This is a genomic window from Bacillus sp. FSL W8-0645 (assembly GCF_038007905.1).
Classification (GTDB): domain Bacteria; phylum Bacillota; class Bacilli; order Bacillales; family Bacillaceae; genus Bacillus; species Bacillus pumilus.
In genome coordinates this window covers 1,196,401-1,214,775 of record NZ_JBBOYC010000001.1, presented here as the reverse complement: position 1 = coordinate 1,214,775, position 18,375 = coordinate 1,196,401, and the positions used below count along the sequence as shown (strand labels likewise).

Annotated in this window: 20 protein-coding genes; 4 read left to right on the top strand and 16 right to left on the bottom strand. The window is 41.8% G+C overall.

Features of this window, described 5'->3' with window-relative positions:
- Positions 1–83: 83 nt before the first annotated feature.
- Both NST39_RS06005 and NST39_RS06000 read right to left on the bottom strand, forming a co-directional pair.
- Positions 84–659, bottom strand: a complete 576-nt coding sequence (locus NST39_RS06005) for a nad binding enzyme (protein WP_268484149.1) — start codon at positions 657–659, stop codon at positions 84–86.
- Positions 660–734: 75 nt separating this feature from the next.
- Positions 735–1,475 (bottom strand): hypothetical protein, encoded by a 741-nt coding sequence (locus NST39_RS06000; protein ID WP_341027485.1) that lies wholly within the window; start codon positions 1,473–1,475, stop codon positions 735–737.
- A gap of 211 nt (positions 1,476–1,686) precedes the next feature.
- Between NST39_RS06000 and NST39_RS05995 the strand changes: the two genes are divergently transcribed.
- Complete coding sequence (locus tag NST39_RS05995; protein WP_003211779.1) at positions 1,687–1,881, top strand: YjzD family protein; 195 nt, start codon at positions 1,687–1,689, stop codon at positions 1,879–1,881.
- A 116-nt stretch (positions 1,882–1,997) separates the two neighbouring features.
- Here NST39_RS05995 and NST39_RS05990 read toward each other — a convergent pair whose 3' ends face one another.
- The 13 genes from NST39_RS05990 to NST39_RS05930 all read right to left on the bottom strand — a co-directional run bounded on the left by NST39_RS05990 (position 1,998) and on the right by NST39_RS05930 (position 16,473).
- A complete protein-coding gene (locus NST39_RS05990) occupies positions 1,998–3,263 on the bottom strand; it encodes an MFS transporter (RefSeq protein WP_341027483.1) in 1,266 nt (421 codons plus the stop codon).
- Between the two features lie 169 nt (positions 3,264–3,432).
- Positions 3,433–3,612, bottom strand: a complete 180-nt coding sequence (locus tag NST39_RS05985; RefSeq protein ID WP_003211282.1) for a YjzC family protein — start codon at positions 3,610–3,612, stop codon at positions 3,433–3,435.
- A gap of 102 nt (positions 3,613–3,714) precedes the next feature.
- On the bottom strand, positions 3,715–4,665 hold the full coding sequence (argF, locus tag NST39_RS05980) for an ornithine carbamoyltransferase (protein ID WP_065098864.1): 951 nt from the start codon (positions 4,663–4,665) through the stop codon (positions 3,715–3,717).
- Positions 4,662–7,742 carry a carbamoyl phosphate synthase large subunit gene (locus NST39_RS05975; RefSeq protein ID WP_341027481.1) on the bottom strand — a complete coding sequence of 1,027 codons (3,081 nt, stop codon included), beginning with the start codon at positions 7,740–7,742 and terminating at the stop codon, positions 4,662–4,664. Before NST39_RS05975 ends, argF begins: the two co-directional genes overlap by 4 nt.
- Positions 7,735–8,796: a carbamoyl phosphate synthase small subunit gene (locus NST39_RS05970; RefSeq protein WP_106067194.1), complete on the bottom strand. Its 1,062-nt coding sequence runs from the start codon at positions 8,794–8,796 to the stop codon at positions 7,735–7,737. Before NST39_RS05970 ends, NST39_RS05975 begins: the two co-directional genes overlap by 8 nt.
- A gap of 69 nt (positions 8,797–8,865) precedes the next feature.
- The gene (locus tag NST39_RS05965) at positions 8,866–10,017 is read right to left on the bottom strand and encodes an acetylornithine transaminase (RefSeq protein WP_341027478.1); all 1,152 of its coding nucleotides are present in this window, start codon (positions 10,015–10,017) and stop codon (positions 8,866–8,868) included.
- Positions 10,014–10,790 (bottom strand): acetylglutamate kinase, encoded by a 777-nt coding sequence (gene argB, locus NST39_RS05960; RefSeq protein ID WP_111912280.1) that lies wholly within the window; start codon positions 10,788–10,790, stop codon positions 10,014–10,016. The genes NST39_RS05965 and argB overlap by 4 nt, the downstream gene beginning before the upstream one ends.
- A 14-nt stretch (positions 10,791–10,804) precedes the next feature.
- On the bottom strand, positions 10,805–12,025 hold the full coding sequence (gene argJ / locus NST39_RS05955; protein WP_341027476.1) for a bifunctional ornithine acetyltransferase/N-acetylglutamate synthase: 1,221 nt from the start codon (positions 12,023–12,025) through the stop codon (positions 10,805–10,807).
- A gap of 20 nt (positions 12,026–12,045) precedes the next feature.
- Positions 12,046–13,083, bottom strand: a complete 1,038-nt coding sequence (gene argC / locus NST39_RS05950) for an N-acetyl-gamma-glutamyl-phosphate reductase (RefSeq protein WP_341029942.1) — start codon at positions 13,081–13,083, stop codon at positions 12,046–12,048.
- 137 nt (positions 13,084–13,220) lie between these two features.
- A complete protein-coding gene (locus NST39_RS05945; RefSeq protein ID WP_341027475.1) occupies positions 13,221–13,769 on the bottom strand; it encodes an MFS transporter in 549 nt (182 codons plus the stop codon).
- Positions 13,766–15,211 carry an FAD-binding oxidoreductase gene (locus NST39_RS05940; protein WP_341027474.1) on the bottom strand — a complete coding sequence of 482 codons (1,446 nt, stop codon included), beginning with the start codon at positions 15,209–15,211 and terminating at the stop codon, positions 13,766–13,768. Before NST39_RS05940 ends, NST39_RS05945 begins: the two co-directional genes overlap by 4 nt.
- Positions 15,212–15,333: 122 nt before the next feature.
- Positions 15,334–15,642 carry a metal-sulfur cluster assembly factor gene (locus NST39_RS05935; RefSeq protein WP_003211530.1) on the bottom strand — a complete coding sequence of 103 codons (309 nt, stop codon included), beginning with the start codon at positions 15,640–15,642 and terminating at the stop codon, positions 15,334–15,336.
- Positions 15,643–15,687: 45 nt separating this feature from the next.
- On the bottom strand, positions 15,688–16,473 hold the full coding sequence (locus NST39_RS05930) for a prolyl oligopeptidase family serine peptidase (protein ID WP_044139908.1): 786 nt from the start codon (positions 16,471–16,473) through the stop codon (positions 15,688–15,690).
- 136 nt (positions 16,474–16,609) lie between these two features.
- Between NST39_RS05930 and NST39_RS05925 the strand changes: the two genes are divergently transcribed.
- From NST39_RS05925 to NST39_RS05915, 3 genes are all read left to right on the top strand, one after another.
- Positions 16,610–17,422: a Cof-type HAD-IIB family hydrolase gene (locus NST39_RS05925; RefSeq protein WP_113768411.1), complete on the top strand. Its 813-nt coding sequence runs from the start codon at positions 16,610–16,612 to the stop codon at positions 17,420–17,422.
- An 88-nt stretch (positions 17,423–17,510) separates the two neighbouring features.
- Positions 17,511–17,660, top strand: a complete 150-nt coding sequence (locus tag NST39_RS05920; RefSeq protein ID WP_060699564.1) for a hypothetical protein — start codon at positions 17,511–17,513, stop codon at positions 17,658–17,660.
- A complete protein-coding gene (locus NST39_RS05915; RefSeq protein WP_024425070.1) occupies positions 17,657–17,848 on the top strand; it encodes a DUF3813 domain-containing protein in 192 nt (63 codons plus the stop codon). The genes NST39_RS05920 and NST39_RS05915 overlap by 4 nt, the downstream gene beginning before the upstream one ends.
- Positions 17,849–17,907: 59 nt before the next feature.
- Here the strand turns inward: NST39_RS05915 and NST39_RS05910 are convergent, their stop codons facing one another.
- Entirely contained in the window at positions 17,908–18,363 is a 456-nt protein-coding gene (locus NST39_RS05910) for a BsuPI-related putative proteinase inhibitor (protein WP_341027473.1), read from the bottom strand.
- Between the last annotated feature and the right edge of the window lie 12 nt (positions 18,364–18,375).

Sequence of the window (18,375 nt, the reverse complement as noted above, 5' to 3'; positions counted from 1 at the left end):
TCAACTCCCTTTGCCACATGCAGGCATGAACCTGTATGTTAAATATAGGTTTATTTTATACTGAAAAAAGATAAGATGGAAGATCATTCTTGCTTTTTGTCGAAAAATGTTGAGTTTTGTCTTTTCCATTCTGCCATCATTTCTTCTGCTTGTTTGTCATCTGTTTGTCTTTCTACCTTCAATTCATGTGTTATTTCCTGTCTTTGTTCAGAGCCTGATGCCCACTTGAACAAATCCCTTGCCACATCTTCTACAAAAAATGCCTCATCACGCTTCGTTCTTTCTTTATCAAGTGTCCATGGTCCAAACATGCGAGGAAGAATAATAGCCGGCACTTTCTGATTGGATGATTCGTCTTCGTTTTTTTCGTAAAGTACTCGGTACATGCCATGCGCCGCTTTCAAGTCTTCCTGTCTTTTATCTGGTTCTTCTGATTGAATAAAGATCAGATCATACGTGTCTTTTCCATCCTGAAAGTCAATGACACGGAAAAGATCATTTCTGCCAAGCCACATCATTCGTTCTTCTAATAACCTCTTTTGCTCTTCTGTTTGATTATGAGGGCATGTGATATCCACATGAATGCCCTCTTTCATCATATATTCACACAGCGCTAGGCCAAAAAATTCATCTGCCCCTATGATCAGTCCTGTCTCCATGTTCATGTCCCCTTTTTTAGCTTATCAAATAAAAAGAAGAGCCCTTTCCATGAAGGGCTGTTATCATCCTATTCATCACAATTCTCTTTCATGCGATTTATAAAACTTGTGAATGGATTGAAAGATTCTTCTCGGATGATCAAACATATGCAAGGTGAGATCGATTTGACAATGCTCTGGATTCTTCATGTGCTGATCAATAAAAGGCTTTGCATGCAGTTCATATGCATAGGGTGCACCGTTTAGTCTTTGCCATATGTGAATCGGTACATGAGCAGAATGAACAGGGCAAGCTGGGAGCGGATACGTTTCCGCTTCCTTTTCAGAGCAGCCGTAGCTCTTCGCTAATTCTTTGATTAGCTGTTTATAAAAGAATTTGTGTTCCTTTTCTCTTTCTCGTTGTGCATAGAGATGCAGACATGGATTCACCATCGCAATGGATCTTAGCACTTCTGGCATCTCTTCAGCAAGGCTCATAGCAATGAGTGCACCCATCCCCTCTGCCAGCACATGAATTTCCCGGTTTAATATTTCTTGTTTTAATGTGTGATGAACGAGCTGCTTTGTACTAAAAACAGCATCTTCGCATCCCCAGTGATTCCCATGAAGATGACTATTAAACAATGTATATCCTTCATCCTTTAAGGCAGTTAAAAGCTGGTTTCTTCCATAGTGCTGAAGCCAGAATGATGTATTTTCCTGCACAAAGTGATTTCGGTCACCGAGGATAAGAATGCCAAAGCCATTTGGTTTTTGAGGAAGGTGAATGACGTTCCACTGGGAACCAAGCTGGAAAAACCGTTCGCTTACACCCATATGGCCAGCCTCCTTTCAGTGATTCTGCTTTCTATGATATGAACAACAACTCTTGTAGGAATAAGGAAATCCCCTAATGACAGAAGAATTCTTTTTATTTTTATAGAAGAAGGTCTAAAAATGGTCACATAAAGGCTAAAACAGTCTTTTCCCCTCACTCGTATCTATGGTATGATAATCAATAGATTGTTACATAAAGGACGGTGGGATTATGCATTATATTATCACCCTCATTTGGACTTTTCTGCTGACACATATGGCTGGTTACATCGTTGCTTCGATGAATGGCGCTGCTTATGACTTTACTTTGACTTCTATTCTTGCAGTGGTGTTTACGGTTATTTTATTCATCTTTGCTGAAGTAAGTCCAATGAAAGAAACGGAAAGTTCAACAAAACACTCTTAATACGTAAGAGATGAATGTGAGAAAGAGCTAAAATGATCTTGATTTTAGCTCTTTTTCTTTTTGCTTGAAAAGCGGTACGCTAAAACCCCCTGCAGCCACAGGGGGTTTTTTATTGCTTACACCTCGACGGTTTCGGACTTCTGTTTGTCTGCTGTCAAATGGCTTTTCGCAAGCCCTGTAAACAGGAAGATCGCGATACCTGATAAAATTTCAAGGACCCCGCCGCCAGCAATGACAGGTCCCGCTCCAAATCTTTCTGCCAGGACGCCTGATACGACAGCTGCAAACGGGAGGAAAACATTTGATGAAGCATTGATCACCGCGTATACTTGCGGCTGATCATCTTGGTCGACAGACGTTTGAATAATGACCATTTCCGGTACATTGATCGCACTAACGGCGGCACCGAATATAAAGGAAGCAAGTAAAACGACCGGCAGCCATGTACTCATCCCTGTGATAAAGAATGCAGCCCCTTCAATCATACCAGCGACAATAAAGAACAAACCAAATCTCTTAATTTTTACCTTCGCCAAAGCAAAGCCCATCATAAACGCGCCGACTGCAGCAACTCCTCTTAAAATGGAATACACCATGGAATCACTTTGCAGCGCTTCTGCTACGTATACAGCAGATAGTGCCTGCCACGGAGCTGCGGCGACATTCATTAAAATACAATACAACGTCAGCGCAAATAAAATGTGATGATTTTTGACGACGAGAAACCCTCTTTTTAAGTTATACAAATATGTATTCTTTACTTGTTTTATACCTGCTGCTTTGTCTTCATCGGTTTTCTTTAATTTAACACCGATAATAAACAGGCCGGATATGATGAATAAGGCAGTGGTGATGAGCAGGGTATCTGCAGGTCCGATTAATTTGACTAAGAGACCAGCGACCATGACTGCTGCAAGTGCAACAATTTCAAAAGAAGATTGCAGGATGGCATTTGCTTTTTGAATCAGATGCTTCGGTACAATCTGCGGTAAAATCGCCACCGAGGCTGGGTTATACGCTGCACCTGTTGCCGATTGAATAACCATTAATGAGATCAATAACCATAATGGCAATAGATGCGAAAAATGCAGTAGCGGAATAATGAGTACAATGGTTGCTCGAACGACGTCTGAAGCGAACATCCATTTAGACAAATGGTGCTTTTTCATAAGAGGTCCTAGTATTGGGGCTAGCAAAGATGAAGGAAGTACGGTTACTGCTAGGAGAAGTCCTGTACCGAGCGCTCCATCCCCTCTCAAAATCAATAGCCAAAGGACGGATGTAAAAGCAAAACTTTCTCCTGTGTTTTTAATGAGTCTTGATATGAATAATGAGGTGAAGCGTTTATTCCAAACACTTTCACTGAGATTCATCTTTTCCATCACACAAATCCTTTCAACAATATATTACAATTACATATTTTACCTTATTTTCTCTTTTATTCATACTATTTATTTGAAAATTTGAACTTAATTGTTTTTTATTATAAAGAAAAAAGAGGCATGACACATGCCTCTAAAGACTTATTCCAACCGACTCTTAGTCAATTGCTTATGGCTTTCTCTGATAGGTCCAAACACGGTTATGGTTCGAGTTATCCGGAAAGACGTCGCCTGCTTGAAGCTTAATCTTTAAAGGATCTTTCACCATACTGCCGGTTTCACCGATCTCGACATACACACCATTATTTGGTGCTTTATTCCCTGATTTAAACTGATGCTGCTGACCCATTTTCATCCTCCTTTCTCGATGATGTTATTATGTCCCGTGACTTACCTCTCCAATCCTTTATGCAAAAAGTCCCTGCTCCTACGAGTCAGGGATACTTTTCATTTATTTGGTTTGTTGATACATGAGCTCTTTGATTAATGCTTTTTGAACATGTAGGCGGTTTTCTGCCTGCTGAAATACTTTTGAGTGCGGTCCGTCAATAATGTCTGCTGTCACTTCTTCTCCGCGATGTGCTGGGAGACAATGAAGGAAAATATATTCTTTTGCTGCATGACGCATTAGTTTGTCATTGACTTGATATTCTTTAAATTCAGCAAGGCGTTTCTCTGTTTCTGCTTCCTGCCCCATGCTTGTAAACACATCGGAATAAATGACATCTGCATTTTGGACAGCAGAGATTGGGTCTGTTGTAATGATGACTTCTGCGCCTGATTGTTTTGCAAACTCACGTGCTGTGTCTGTTACTTCTTGAAGTGGTTCATAGCCTTTTGGTGATGCAACTGCAATATCACAGCCTAGCTGCGCACAGCCAACCATCAAGGAGTGTGCCACGTTATTTCCGTCACCGATGTAGGCGACTTTGATTCCTTTTAATGTTCCTTTTGCTTCTTTTATCGTCAATAAATCAGCAAGTGCCTGGCATGGATGGGAGTAGTCAGTCAGTCCATTGATGACAGGAATGGACGCGTATTGTGCCAGCTCCTCGACCTTCTCATGTTCAAAGGTTCGAATCATAATGCCGTCTACATAGCCAGACAGCACCTGCGCTGTATCACTGATCGTTTCTCCTCTGCCGATTTGCAAATCATTTGAGCTGAGGAAGAGCGCATGTCCCCCCAGCTGCGTCATTCCCGCTTCAAACGACACTCGGGTTCTAGTTGACGATTTTTCAAAGATCATCGCTAACGTTTTCCCTTTGAATAAATCTTGGTATGGGTTTTGTTTCATTTCTTCCGCTTTTTCAATTAAATAAGCAATATCCTTGATTGAGAAATCTTTTAATGATAAAAAGTCTTTTCCGTATAATGTTGGTTGCAGATCAACTTGACTCATGCCGTCACTTCCTTTTTGTATAATTCTTGGAGCGATACTGGTGATACATCTCCATTTTTTCCTTGCAGGAATGCTTGAACTGTTTCATATTCGGTTAGAACCTGGACGCCATGTGTGAGTGCTTTTACCCGTTGCTCTTTTGCCTCTTCATCTTCGCCTAAATGGATGTGAAGGGATTTATCTTCGTTTTGCAGCCAAGTGTCAAAGCTGTCCGTCCAGACATCAAATCCTGCATGTTTTGCTTCATCTACTAATTGTTCACTGCCTTTTATAAAGAGGCTACCTTTCTGATGCCAGATCGACGCAAACACTTTTTTCAAAGCGCTTTCTACGTTCTTGCCTACACACATTCCTTCTCCTGTCGCTTTCATTTCAGGTGTCAGCTTTAAGTCAATATCTTGAATGGCATGTGATGAGAAGACTGGGAATTTGACCGCTGTTCCCCCTTTGTTTTTCGTTACTGGGTTCAGTTCTTCAAGCGTTGCACCCGCTAATAATTGAGTCGCAAGCGGAATCATGTCAATGCCCATCACCTTGCTGACAACTGGAACGGTCCGGCTCGCCCGCGGATTCACCTCTAGTACAAGCGCCTGATCCCCTTTGATCACAAATTGGATATTCATAATGCCCTTAAACGCTAATTTCTTCGCTATTTGTTCGGACGCAATATGCACCTGCTGTTTGATGTCTTCACTGATGGAGACACTTGGTAAGATGGCAAAGCTGTCACCTGAATGGACGCCCGCTTTCTCAATATGCTCCACGATCGTTGGGATGAAAGTCGTTTTTCCGTCAGAAATCAGATCCACTTCAGCTTCTTTTCCAGTGACATACTCATCAATTAAAATTGGATATGGCAGATGATCTGGCTGATCAAGTAGTGACGTCAAATGCGCTTCTGACTGGACAACAATCATTCCCATTCCGCCAATGACATACGATGGGCGAATTAACACAGGGTAACCGATGCTTTTAGCATGCGTGAGCGCTTCTTCTTTTGAATGAGCTGTATTTCCTTTTGCATGAGGTAGGTTCAGTTCATCAAGAAGCTGATAGAACAGATCACGATCTTCCAGCGCATCTAGCGTGTCAAAGGATGTACCTAATAACGTAATGCCCGCTTTTTCTAAACCTTCTGCTACATTGATGGCAGTCTGTCCGCCAAATTGAACGATGACGAAATCAATTTGCTCTGCTTCCACAACGTTTAAGATGTGCTCTAATGTAATGGGCTCAAAATATAAACGATCTGCGATTTCATAATCCGTACTGACCGTCTCTGGATTGTTGTTCATCATGATCGTTTCAAAGCCAAGCTTTTGTAGGGTAAGAACGCCATGCACCGCACTATAGTCAAACTCTACTCCTTGCCCAATTCGAATTGGACCAGAGCCAATGATGAGTGCACGCTGTTTGGTTTTCTCTTGATGCTCTCCATCACTTTTGCCAAAGTATGTGGAATAGAAGTAGTTCGTTTTTGCATCAAATTCCGCTGCACATGTGTCGACAATCTTAAATGAAGCCGTAATGCCATATTCTTGACGAAGCTGTCTAATAGCCTCTTCACTATTGCCTGTTAGAAGAGCAATCGTTTCATCAAGGAAGCCCTTTTCCTTTACCTTTTTCAAGGTGTCTTTTGAGAGCGTTCCCTCATGGTTCTTCAATTCCTGTTCGAGCGTGATCATATTGTTGAATACATGTAAGAAGAATAGATCGATTTTCGTCGCTTGATGGATCGCTTCAACCGTTTCCTGTCTTGAAAGAAGCTCCATGACAGCAAAGAAACGTCGATCGTCTGGTGTTTTGACAAGCTCAAATAGTTGTTCAGTCGATTGGTCTTTCAATTCTGGCAAGTGGAAACCCTTTGTTTTGATTTCAAGAGAGGCGACCGCTTTTTGGATGGCTGACTCTAAATTACGGTCAATCGCCATGACTTCGCCAGTCGCCTTCATTTTTGTACCTAATTGACGATCTGCCTGTTTAAATTTATCAAACGGCCAGCGCGGAAATTTCACGACGACATAATCGAGTGCCGGCTCAAAACTAGCATAAGTTGTGCCTGTGAGCGGGTTTTTCAGTTCGTCTAGTGTATAGCCTACCGCAAGCTTTGCTGCCATTTTAGCAATTGGATAGCCCGTTGCTTTTGAGGCAAGAGCGGATGAACGACTAACCCGCGGATTCACCTCAATGACAAAGTATTCTTTACTGAGTGGATCAAGGGCGAATTGGATGTTGCATCCCCCGACTACATCCAGTGCTGAAATGATTTTCAGGCTCGCTGAACGAAGCATTTGATAATCCTGATCCGTTAATGTTTGCGAAGGTGCAACGACAATCGAGTCTCCTGTATGCACGCCAACTGGATCGATATTTTCCATATTACAAACCGTAATACATGTATTTTGACGGTCTCTCATGACCTCATATTCGACTTCTTTAAAACCCGCGATGCTTTTTTCAACTAAACACTGATGAATCGGGCTCGCTAAAAGGGCTCCTTCAATAAGCGGTTTAAACGCTTCTTCTGTTAAAGCAATTCCGCCGCCCTTTCCGCCAAGTGTGTATGCTGGTCTTAGGATGACTGGGAAGCCTACTTCTTTTGCAAATTGAAGGGCATCCTTTGCATTATCCACAATTTCACTATCTGGCACAGGTTCGTTCAACTGCTTCATGAGAGCACGGAATTTCTCTCGATCTTCACCGTTTTCAATTGTTTCAACTGACGTTCCGAGCAGGGTTACCCCGTGCTTTTTCAGCACATCGGCTTTTTCGAGCTCGACAGCAAGGTTTAAAGCGGTCTGTCCGCCAAGGTTAGCTAAAAGACCATCTGGTTTTTCCTTTTCGATGATTCTTGTCACTGAATCAACTGAAAGCGGTTCAAAATAGATTTCATCAGCAAATGATTCGTCTGTCATAATGGTTGCTGGGTTGTTATTCACTAAAATGACTTTGTAGCCCTCTTCTTTTAGGGCCATACATCCTTGTGTTCCTGAGTAATCAAATTCTGCTGCCTGACCAATGATGATTGGACCAGACCCGATGACTAGAATGGTTTGTATGCTTTGATCTTTAGGCATGTGCAACTTCTCTCCTTGCTTGTTTCACTTTCTCAATAAAATCATCGAATATCCATTCACTTTCAGCAGGACCTGGGTGTGCTTCTGGATGAAATTGAACTGACATAATGAGCTTCTCTTTATGAATGAATCCTTCGACAGATCCATCATTAACATGAAGGAATTTCACGTCCACTTCTTTGTCATTCATGCTTTTTTCATTCACCACATAGCTGTGATTCTGACTTGTCATGAAAACACGTTTGGATTCTGTATCTTGTACAGGGTGATTCGCCCCGCGGTGGCCAAATGGAAGCTTATACGTATCCCCGCCAAGTGCAAGAGCGATTAATTGATGACCTAAGCAGATTCCAAGTGTCGGGAAGGTCATCATGATGTCATGAATGGTTTTTAAATATGGCTTCATTGTTTTGGGATCTCCAGGCCCATTTGATAGCAGGACCGCATCTGGCTTAATTTCAAACACCTTTTCCAGTTGTTTGTACGGAATGACGGTTACTTTACAGCCGCGCGCTTCAAGCGAATCTGCTATTGATTTTTTAAAGCCAAAATCAATAAGCGCTACATGTTCCTCGCCGCTGCCTTGAGTGTAGATTTCATCCTCTGTCACCTGTGCGACCACATTGTCTTGTTTCATGGCCGGCGGTGTTTCGTTTTCGTCTACACTGATCACAGCGTTCATCGTCCCATTTGCCCGGATGTTTTGCACGACTGCTCGTGTATCTGTATGAGTCAGAAGCGGAATGTTCCACTTCTGTAAATAATCTTTTAAGCTAACCGCTGCCAGATGGTGAGAGAAATGATCCGCTGCTTCATACACAACGACAGCTTTCACTTGTGGTTTTTTGCTCTCAAAGTCTTCATGATTAATGCCATAATTTCCGATGAGTGGATATGTGAAAACAATGATTTGTCCCTTATAGGAAGGGTCTGTGAGCACCTCTTGGTAACCGGTCATCCCTGTAAAGAAAACCACTTCACCCGTCATGCCAGCTTCTCCTGTCAGATCTCCTTCAAAAGAGGCTCCATCTTCTAAATTTAAATAACCTTTCATGCTTGTGTCACCCCAAATTGAATAATTAGTAATATAAATGCATTTTTATGCGTTTTGGTGTAAAAAAATTTATGCCGTCACTGTTTCATTTGCTAAAACATGAGTCATCGCTTCTATTGCTTGATCTATTTCTGCTTTTTCTACATTCAGCGGAGGCAATAACCGAATCACATTCGGACCAGCTGGAAGTACCAGCAATCCCTGTTCTCTCAGAGCTGTGATATAATCTCCGACTGGCTGATGACATTCAATCCCTGCCATCAATCCTTTTCCGCGTACTTCTTTTACGATATTCAGTTGTTTCAGATCTTGCAATTTTTCTAGCAGATAAGCGCCTTTTTCTTTGACTTCTGTCAGAAACTCATCTTTGAAAATGACATCGAGTGTTGCATTCACAGCAGCCATGGCAAGCATGTTGCCACCAAAAGTTGTTCCATGTGAACCTGGTAAGAATGCGTCTCCTAAAGCCTTTTTCCCGATGACTGCACCGACTGGGAAGCCATTTCCTAATCCTTTAGCAGAAGAGATAATATCAGGATCAAGTCCCGTCTGTTCGTATGCAAATGCTGTTCCTGTACGTCCAATACCCGTTTGAATCTCATCTACGATCAGAAGTGCTTCATGCTTTTGGCAAAACGCTTGAACAGCTTCTAGAAATTCTGTTGACGCTGGATTTACTCCACCTTCTCCTTGCACAACCTCAAGCATCACCGCTGCCACATCATCGACTTCACATGCGGCAATAGCGTCTGGGTCATTAAACGGTACATAATGAAAGCCTTCCAGCATGGGGCCAAAGCCCATTTTGATTTTATCTTGACCTGTAGCAGCCATACCAGCATACGTGCGCCCATGAAAAGAGTGCAAAAATGTCACGATATTTGTTTTCCCTGTTGCTTTACGTGCTAATTTGATTGCACCTTCATTTGCCTCAGCTCCGCTATTACAGAAAAACACGAGATCCCCTGAACTGTTTGCAGCCAGCTTTTCTGCTGCTTTTTCCTGCAGCCCATTTTCAAATAGATTCGATACATGCCAAACGTGATCAAGTTGCTTCTTGATGGCTTGATTGACCTTTGGGTGATTATGACCGAGATTTGTGACCGCAATGCCTTGTATAAAGTCTAAATATTTTTTCCCATTTGTATCGACTGCCCAAGAACCTGCTGCCTCTTTAATTTCAACATTCCACCGTCCATAAGTTTGAAAGAGATGACTCACAGGACCGCCTCCTTTTCCTTCACAATTCTTGTTCCTTTAAACGTTTCCCCTGTAAAGATACTGCCTTTGCCATTCACGATCATGACTTCATCCACATCTCCTGATAAAGCACTCAAAGCGGATTGTACTTTTGGAATCATTCCCCCGGAAATAATGCCTTCATCAATGAGCGTGAGAGCTTCTTGTTCGGTGACGACATCTAATAATTCACCATTTTTTAAAATGCCTTCCACATCTGTCACAAACATGAGCTTATCAGCTTTCATCGCTCCTGCGACAGCTGATGCTGCTAAATCAGCGTTTACGTTTAACGTTTGGCATTCTTCTGTCATAGACAACGGTGCAATCACAGGAATAAATTGTTTTTCCATTAATGCTTCTACCATCTCTGGATGCACTTCTTTGATTTCACCAACGTACCCGTACACGTCTTGATCAAGAAAATCAGCGACAAGCATCTGACCATCTTTCCCAGACACGCCGACAGATGAGATATCATGCTTTGCGAGCTCTGACACAAAGTATTTATTGACCGTTCCCGAGAGGACCATTTCGGCTACCTCTAATACCGGCTTCGTTGTTTTGCGCTGCCCGTCAACAAATTCTGTTTTCACTTCTAATTTTTGCAGCATGCTAGTGATTTCAGGTCCTCCGCCATGGACGATAGCCAGCTTAAATCCAGCAGCTTGAAGTGAGCGGACATTTTCATAAAAGGTATCTGAAAGTTCTCGAATGACACTGCCTCCACACTTGAATACGATCGTTTTATCCATGTCTATCTCCTTCATTATGTGCGATAGCTCGCGTTAATTTTCACATAATCATAGGTAAGGTCACAGCCCCATGCCGCTGCCTGACCATTTCCCTCATTCATTTGAATCAAAATCGTAATCTCATCCTGCTCTAGATACGCTTTTGCTTCCTCTTCTGAGAATGACTGCGGTTCGTTATGTTTAAACAGACATTGTCCACCTAAATACACTTCTACCTCTTGTGGAGTGACGGACGCTGCGCTATGGCCAATCGCTCCAATGATACGCCCCCAGTTGGCGTCGGTACCGTATACGGCTGTTTTCACTAGACTTGAACCGACGATTTTCTTCGCTATGATGCCAGCTTCTAAATGATTTTTAGCGCCAGCGACTTGCGCTTCAATTAATTTCGTTGCACCTTCTCCGTCTCTTGCAATCTCTTTAGCAAGATCCTCACAAGCTAGCTTTAATCCTTCTTTGAACAATGGCCATTCTGGATGCTCTTCATTTAGCACATCATTTTCTGCCATGCCATTTGCCATCACGAGCACCATATCGTTTGTCGATGTTTCTCCGTCGACAGTAATTTGATTAAAGGTCACATCGGTAATATCACGCAGTGCATTTTGCAGAGCTTCTTGTTCGACATTTGCATCCGTTGTCACGAAGCCAAGCATTGTTGCCATGTTCGGATGAATCATGCCAGAGCCCTTCGCTGCACCTGAAATGAGAATCTCTTTGCCGTTTATCGTCAGGGTGTATGTTGTGTTTTTAATGACTCTATCTGTCGTTAAAATTGCCTCTTCAAAGTGGCCATTTCCTGCTTTTGCTTCTTTCAGCTGAGTGATGCCGTTTTTGATTTTATCCATATCCAGACACTCTCCAATGACACCAGTAGAAGAAACAGCAATGTAATCAGGTTCTATCCCTAACATATCTGCGCAGGCTGCCTGCATTTCGTATGCGTCTTTCAAACCTTGCTCACCGGTACATGCATTGGCGATAGCACTATTGACAATGACCCCTTTTAATTGCCCTGTCTTTTTTAAGCTTTTCTGAGTGACTTGTAGAGGCGCAGCTTGAAAGTGACTTTGTGTGTATACAGCTGCACTCGCTGCCGGTACTTCACTGACGATCAGTCCAAGGTCTTTTTTTGAATAACGTAATCCAATATGAATTCCCTTTGCTTCAAAGCCTTTTGGTGATGATACGTCACCGTCTATTTTAACAATGCTTTTTTCATTCAATTCGATCATGTTTGTTGTCTCCCCTGTTCTTAAGGATAGAGAGGTGTCATTGTGAGGCCCGCCTCTTCATCTAAGCCTTTGATGATGTTGAAGTTTTGAACCGCTTGGCCGGCTGCGCCCTTCATGAGATTGTCGATCACAGACACAATCGTGAGTCTGCCTGTACGTTCATCTAAATGAAAGCCAATGTCACAGAAATTACTGCCATATACTTCCCTTGTTTGCGGATACACCCCGTGATCTCTCACTCTGACAAAATAGGAATCTTCATAAAAGCCTTTCATATGCATCATCAATTCCTCTTTTGTGATATCTGATTTCAGCTGGGTATACATCGTCGCCATAATCCCCCTTGTCATCGGGACAAGGTGCGTTGAAAAGGTGATGTTCGCCGTTTGCGGATTCCATTCTCTTAATATTTGCTCTATTTCAGGTGTATGTTGATGTTCATTTACCTTATAAATTTTGAAGTTGTCGTTTAGCTCTGAAAAATGCGTTCCAAGTGAGGCAGATCGTCCTGCACCGGACACTCCTGTTTTTGCATCTATGATGATCATAGATTCATCGATTAGATTCTGTTTCATCAGCGGTGCTAAGCCGAGAAGAACTGCGGTAGGGAAGCACCCTGGGTTTGCAATGACTTCAGCCTGCTCAATCGTTTCACGATTCAATTCAGGTAACCCATACACAGCTTGTTGAACAGATGATTGATCAGCTGCCCTTCGTTTATACCAAGCTTCATAGGTTGCACCATCTTGAATGCGCAAATCACCTGATAAATCAATGATAGGCACTCCTTGGTTCATGAGCTTCGGTGTGAGTTCACTTGATACGCCTGCTGGTGTCGCTAAAAACACAGCATCTGTTTCTCGCACAATGGCAGCAGGATCAATGGCTTTTAATGTTTGATCAGTAATCGTTGTTAGATGTGGATAAGATTGACTGTATAATTGACCATCACCACTTGATGAATACAATATACATTCATCCACGTGTGGATGTTGCTTGAAGATACGAACTAATTCCGCACCACCGTATCCCGTAGCACCTATAATACCTATTTTCAACGTCAATACACCCTCTTGATCTTTGTGAAATTATTTAACATTATAACATGTATAAAAATTAATTCAATTGTATATTTAATATTTCTTTTCGTTTTTTTTCATAAAAAAATCCACATATCTTCGTGAGACATGCGGATTTATCTTTCATATTTCATCATGATGACCATGAGAGCACTGCATAAATATAATATGGAGCTTGCATAAAAAATGAAATACACGGTGAAGAAATCTGCAAACAGGCCGCCAAGCATAATCGCTATCGATGAAAAAAGAGCTGTCCAAAAATGATAGCGGCCGACCTCTTTCATTCTCTTATTCTCTGTTGTCAGCTCTGTGACAAGCAGTTTTTCCCCGTGCTTTTGAAAGCCGCCTAGCGCACCAAGAGCCAGTTGAATCATATACACTTGCTCGACTTCTGTGATATGAGGAAATAGCAGTAAAAGAAATGCCATTCCGAACGAATGAATGATTAAAAAGAGACGCCTGTCAGTGGTTTCGGGCAGTTTCCCTAAGAGTAAATGAATAAACGCTCCACTCAAACCAAACAGGCCATAGGCAAGACCAAACTGAGAGTAGCTTGATCCAACATTTTTAATAAAAAGAATGTAAAAAGGGAAAATCAAACTGCTGGCGAAAAACAGCAGGCTTTGTGAGTAGACGAACCATTTCATTGCTTTTGCATTCATTGTGTATTGTACCTTTCATAAAAGTAATTGATAAACCTGCCATCTGGATCTGCTTGCTTTTTCTTTTGAAAGAATACATCCGTTTTAGGATACGCCTGTTTCATTTGTACCTTCGTTTGATAAGGCATGTACGGTAAGTAATAGCTTCCATGGTGCTGAAGCGTGATATCTGTCATTTGCCGGATGATCCGCTCTGCTTCTGCCTTCTCTTCTTTCTTAAAACCATAATTCACTAAAAGAACAAGGGCAAACATATCTTCTTTCGCATATGAGAGATCCGCTTTTTCATTTTTTTGTACGTAGCGGATCGTGATGTTCATTAAATTCAAATCTTCCTGTTGTAAAAAGTGTCTCATTTCATCGATATACGCACGAAAGCGATCCACTGGGACGAAATATTCCTGCAGTACATCTGTGTCTGACTCATTCTCATAGTCTAAAAAAGCAGAATCTGAGCGCATCACATTATTTCTTGTGATCAGCTGATCATTTTGACTTTGGAAATACTTCTTTTGCAAATTCCATAGCAGATCTTTCCCCATATCAAACCTTCTTGAAAGACCGAGCATAAATTTGAGTGGCATAACGAGTTGATCCTCTTTCAGCTCTTGATATGATTCGATCTCTTGTTGTGAAGTGAGGGAATAATTCGTTACATACATCTCTTTCAAAAAGTTGGTTTTCGATGTTGAGATTCTGGCAAGATGCATGCGTACTTGTTTATTTTGTTTGACATGTTTTTGAAAATAATCAGTGTATTCATCGTAATTTAGAGAGGTTGTCTCCATTTTATATAATTCATCCTTTGTTAAGGAAAGTTCAACATCTAAAATGACACCGAACAAGCCGTACCCTCCAATAACGGCAGTAAATAAATCATCGCCTGGCTTCACTGTGATAATCTCACCATCTGCTTTTAACAGTCTGAAAGAACGAACGGTGTCAATGAGTGATCCGTAGCGAATGTCACGTCCATGTGCGTTTGCACTGAGGGAACCGCCAATCGTAAAGATGTTCTGTGATTGCATGACCTTCACGGCAAGACCATATGGGTTGACATATCTTTGTATATCATCCCATGTAGCGCCGCTTTGGACACGGATGGTTTTCTTTTTTTTATCAAATGCTAAAATTTGGCGGAATTCTGTCATATCGAGCACGATGCCATTTTCATAATACGTGTGGCCGCCCATGCTATGCTGTTTGCCGGCAATGGATATCGGCAGGTTTTTTGCTTTCGCTTCTTCTACTACTTCTTTTAAAGTATCTATTTCTTTACCTTGAACGACTTTTTTTATTTTAACAGGCATGAGATGACTGACATCTGTAAACGCCTCAAGATCTTGTTTTTTGTGTGCTTGCTCCTCGCGGATGGTGATTGATGTAAAAAATGCAGCAGCGTATCCCATTAAAAGAACAATCCATAACCATTTTCGTTTCATTATGAGGTACTCCGATCTGTCATATTACACCCATTATATCAATCCATTCTCTTCCTCCACCTTATTTTTTCATAAAAAAACCTGGCATGAGTTCAACTCATACCAGGCATTTTTATTTGTGCTTATTGAATACCGAGCGCGATTTTTGCGTATCTTGACATTTTGTCTCGTGTCCAAGGCGGATTCCATACGATGTGAACTTCTGTTTCTTTCACTTCTGGAAGATCACTTAATGCTTTTTTCACTTCATCCACGATAACTGGTGCAAGGGGACACCCCATTGATGTTAAGGTCATCGTGATATCCGCTTTTCCATTCTCATCAAGATCGACATCATAGACAAGTCCAAGGTTGACGATGTCGACATTCAGTTCAGGGTCAATCACCTGTTCTAGGGCGCCTAAAATATTTTCTTTCAATGCTTCATCCATGATATCCACTCCTTTTCCATTAGTATAACGTACTTTTTCTTTTGACTAAACGTTTGTGCTTTTCAAATGTGTCACAAACCAGTCAATCGTTTCAAACATTGCTTGTCTTGAGACCTTATGGCCAGCCTGTCCATCTGTAATAAAGCGAATCAGGTGCGGATCTTCTTTATATTGGGTTGCTGCTAACTCGTCATAAAGAGCTTTTGCATGCCGGTAAGGGACAACTGGATCATTTTCTGCATGCCAGAATAACAGCGGTCTTTTGTTTAATCGATCTGTTTGCAGCGTTAAATCATAAGGACGCAGCACGTCTAATTGCTGATGAACCTCTTCGTCTGTAATTTCTTTCATCAACCCTTTGTTCCGCATGTTCATGATTTGTGCTTGTAGGAATGTCGTATATTTCGGACTGCCCATCAAGCTAACTGCTGCTTTAATCCAATCATGCTTGGCGAGTGCACCAAAGGTCGTGATGCCGCCCATGGAAGTACCTGCAACACCGATCAGATCGGCTTCAATCAAATGTTTTTCTTCAAAGTATGTTTTGAGTATATCGATTTCACGTATTTCGTTCAAGACAATTTCCCAGAACCTTGACGCCAGTTCCTCTAAGCTGAGGTTTTCTGATCTTACACCATGATAAGCACAGTCAGGCAAAATCACTCTCATGCCTTTTTCCGCCAAATGAAAGGCGAAGTGTAAGTTGTGCTCGCGTGCACTTGTAAATCCGTGTATAAAAAATACAAGCGGCAGCGGTTTGTCTTTATTTTCAGCTTTTACGATATGTAAAAATGGAATATCGCGCGCAATTTGCTCATCAATGGTGATCACAGCCTATGAATCCTCCTTTATCATTCCCGTCTTTGTTTATTTTAACATGTAGACAACAAAGATGTGATAAAGATACACTATAGGTAGAGGCGCCGCACGAACTGCCTCCTATCACTTACAGATCAAAGGAGATTTTATGGAGACTAAACCTTACCTAATCGCACTTGACCTGGATGGCACGTTATTAAAAGATGATAAAACCATCTCTACACACACACTTGACGTCATTCAAAAAGTGAAAGACAGCGGGCATCATGTCTGTATTTCAACCGGCCGGCCATTTCGTTCCAGCTCTCCTTATTATCAGCAATTACAGCTTGATTCACCCATTGTGAATTTTAATGGAGCGTTTGTCCATCATCCTCTTGATGAAAAATGGGGCAGATTTCATACGTCACTTGATCTTCAAGTCGTTAAACAGCTTGTAGACATTAGTGAGGAGTATAAAGTGCATAATGTGCTAGCTGAAGTGTTAGACGATTTGTATTTCCATTATCATGATGAGAAGCTCATTGATATATTTAATATGAATGCAAATAAAGTCACTGTTGGAGACCTTCGGGACAACCTTGGAGAGAATGTGACGAGCGTGTTAATTCACGCAAAAGAAGAGGACGTCGGAGCCATTCGAAGCTATTTATCAGATGTTCATGCAGAAGTGATTGATCATAGGCGATGGGCTGCTCCGTGGCACGTGATTGAGATCATTAAAACAGGCATGAACAAGGCCGTTGGACTGCAAAAGATCAGTGATTATTACGGCGTTCCACAGGAGCGGATTGTGGCATTCGGAGATGAAGACAATGATTTAGAAATGCTTGAATTTGCTGGATGCGGTGTGGCTATGGGCAACGGAATCGATGCCGTGAAACGTGTTTCAAATGAAATCACAGATACAAACGAACAAGATGGGATTGCAAAGTTTCTAACGAATTACTTCTCCCTTTAATTTTTCCATTCATACATAACCGAAGGAAGCGGGCATACTACCTTTAGACAGGTTGTCCTGTCAGCTTGTGTAAAGGGGCGGATTCCGAATGGGTAAAAGAAGCAAATCGAAACGCTTTATACAACAAGGTAAAGATTCAGTCAGTCTGCATGACGCACGTTTTCCTTATCGTTCTACGCTTGAAGAAGCGTCTGGCAGAGAAAATATGAAGACTGATGCTTCTGGAGGTTCATTGTGAGAAACGAACTTTTTGATCAAGCCAAATCATTTACTGAAGAAGCCCTTACTTCTTCATTTTCATCTGGGTTAGAGCGTCAACAGGCGGTCAAACGAGCCAAAAATGCCGTATCTTCTGCATTTGCCAATTCGACAGATGCAGAAAGAAACCAGCTGCATACCTTCCAAGACTTGCTCGATGATCTCTAACATAAAAAAGCTGTCCAACATTGGACAGCTTTTTCTGATTCTCATGAAGCTGAAAGCACTTATTTCACTTGGAACGTTTTCTTTTCCGTGATTTGCTTCAGCCCTTCTGCTTTTCCTTTAAATGTGACGACCGCTTCATACGTTCCCGGCTTGACACCATTTGACCACGTATCTTGAAAATCATAGGCTTCGCCTTTCTTCAGCACAAATGATTGGATGGCCTGTGTGAACATACGGTCTTTTGAATAGCGGTATTGTTCATTTCCGTTTTCATCATACACACTGAGTTCGAATTTCTGGCTTGTGTTAAAGGTAAATTCAATATCTCGATCTGATTCATTTTTCAATGACATGTTAAATTGAACCGAAGAACCTTTCTGGACGGGGTCTACTGTGAATACAACCGTTTTTTCTCCCATTTGACCTGATACCTCCTTGTTTGGTTCATCCTTTTTTTGTTGTCCACAAGCGGTTAAAATCAATACAACGAGGAGAAGCACCAACCCTTTTTTCATTCGCTACCCACC

What these genes read in the sequence shown, in the direction of transcription:
- NST39_RS06005 (WP_268484149.1), bottom strand. Translation starts at nt 659, where the DNA reads ATGGAGACAGGACTGATCATAGGGGCAGATGAATTTTTTGGCCTAGCG.
- NST39_RS06000 (WP_341027485.1), bottom strand. Translation starts at nt 1,475, where the DNA reads ATGGGTGTAAGCGAACGGTTTTTCCAGCTTGGTTCCCAGTGGAACGTC.
- NST39_RS05995 (WP_003211779.1), top strand. Translation starts at nt 1,687, where the DNA reads ATGCATTATATTATCACCCTCATTTGGACTTTTCTGCTGACACATATG.
- NST39_RS05990 (WP_341027483.1), bottom strand. Translation starts at nt 3,263, where the DNA reads ATGGAAAAGATGAATCTCAGTGAAAGTGTTTGGAATAAACGCTTCACC.
- NST39_RS05985 (WP_003211282.1), bottom strand. Translation starts at nt 3,612, where the DNA reads ATGGGTCAGCAGCATCAGTTTAAATCAGGGAATAAAGCACCAAATAAT.
- argF (WP_065098864.1), bottom strand. Translation starts at nt 4,665, where the DNA reads ATGAGTCAAGTTGATCTGCAACCAACATTATACGGAAAAGACTTTTTA.
- NST39_RS05975 (WP_341027481.1), bottom strand. Translation starts at nt 7,742, where the DNA reads ATGCCTAAAGATCAAAGCATACAAACCATTCTAGTCATCGGGTCTGGT.
- NST39_RS05970 (WP_106067194.1), bottom strand. Translation starts at nt 8,796, where the DNA reads ATGAAAGGTTATTTAAATTTAGAAGATGGAGCCTCTTTTGAAGGAGAT.
- argB (WP_111912280.1), bottom strand. Translation starts at nt 10,790, where the DNA reads ATGGATAAAACGATCGTATTCAAGTGTGGAGGCAGTGTCATTCGAGAA.
- argJ (WP_341027476.1), bottom strand. Translation starts at nt 12,025, where the DNA reads ATGATCGAATTGAATGAAAAAAGCATTGTTAAAATAGACGGTGACGTA.
- NST39_RS05945 (WP_341027475.1), bottom strand. Translation starts at nt 13,769, where the DNA reads ATGAATGCAAAAGCAATGAAATGGTTCGTCTACTCACAAAGCCTGCTG.
- NST39_RS05940 (WP_341027474.1), bottom strand. Translation starts at nt 15,211, where the DNA reads ATGAAACGAAAATGGTTATGGATTGTTCTTTTAATGGGATACGCTGCT.
- NST39_RS05935 (WP_003211530.1), bottom strand. Translation starts at nt 15,642, where the DNA reads ATGGATGAAGCATTGAAAGAAAATATTTTAGGCGCCCTAGAACAGGTG.
- NST39_RS05925 (WP_113768411.1), top strand. Translation starts at nt 16,610, where the DNA reads ATGGAGACTAAACCTTACCTAATCGCACTTGACCTGGATGGCACGTTA.
- NST39_RS05920 (WP_060699564.1), top strand. Translation starts at nt 17,511, where the DNA reads ATGGGTAAAAGAAGCAAATCGAAACGCTTTATACAACAAGGTAAAGAT.
- NST39_RS05910 (WP_341027473.1), bottom strand. Translation starts at nt 18,363, where the DNA reads ATGAAAAAAGGGTTGGTGCTTCTCCTCGTTGTATTGATTTTAACCGCT.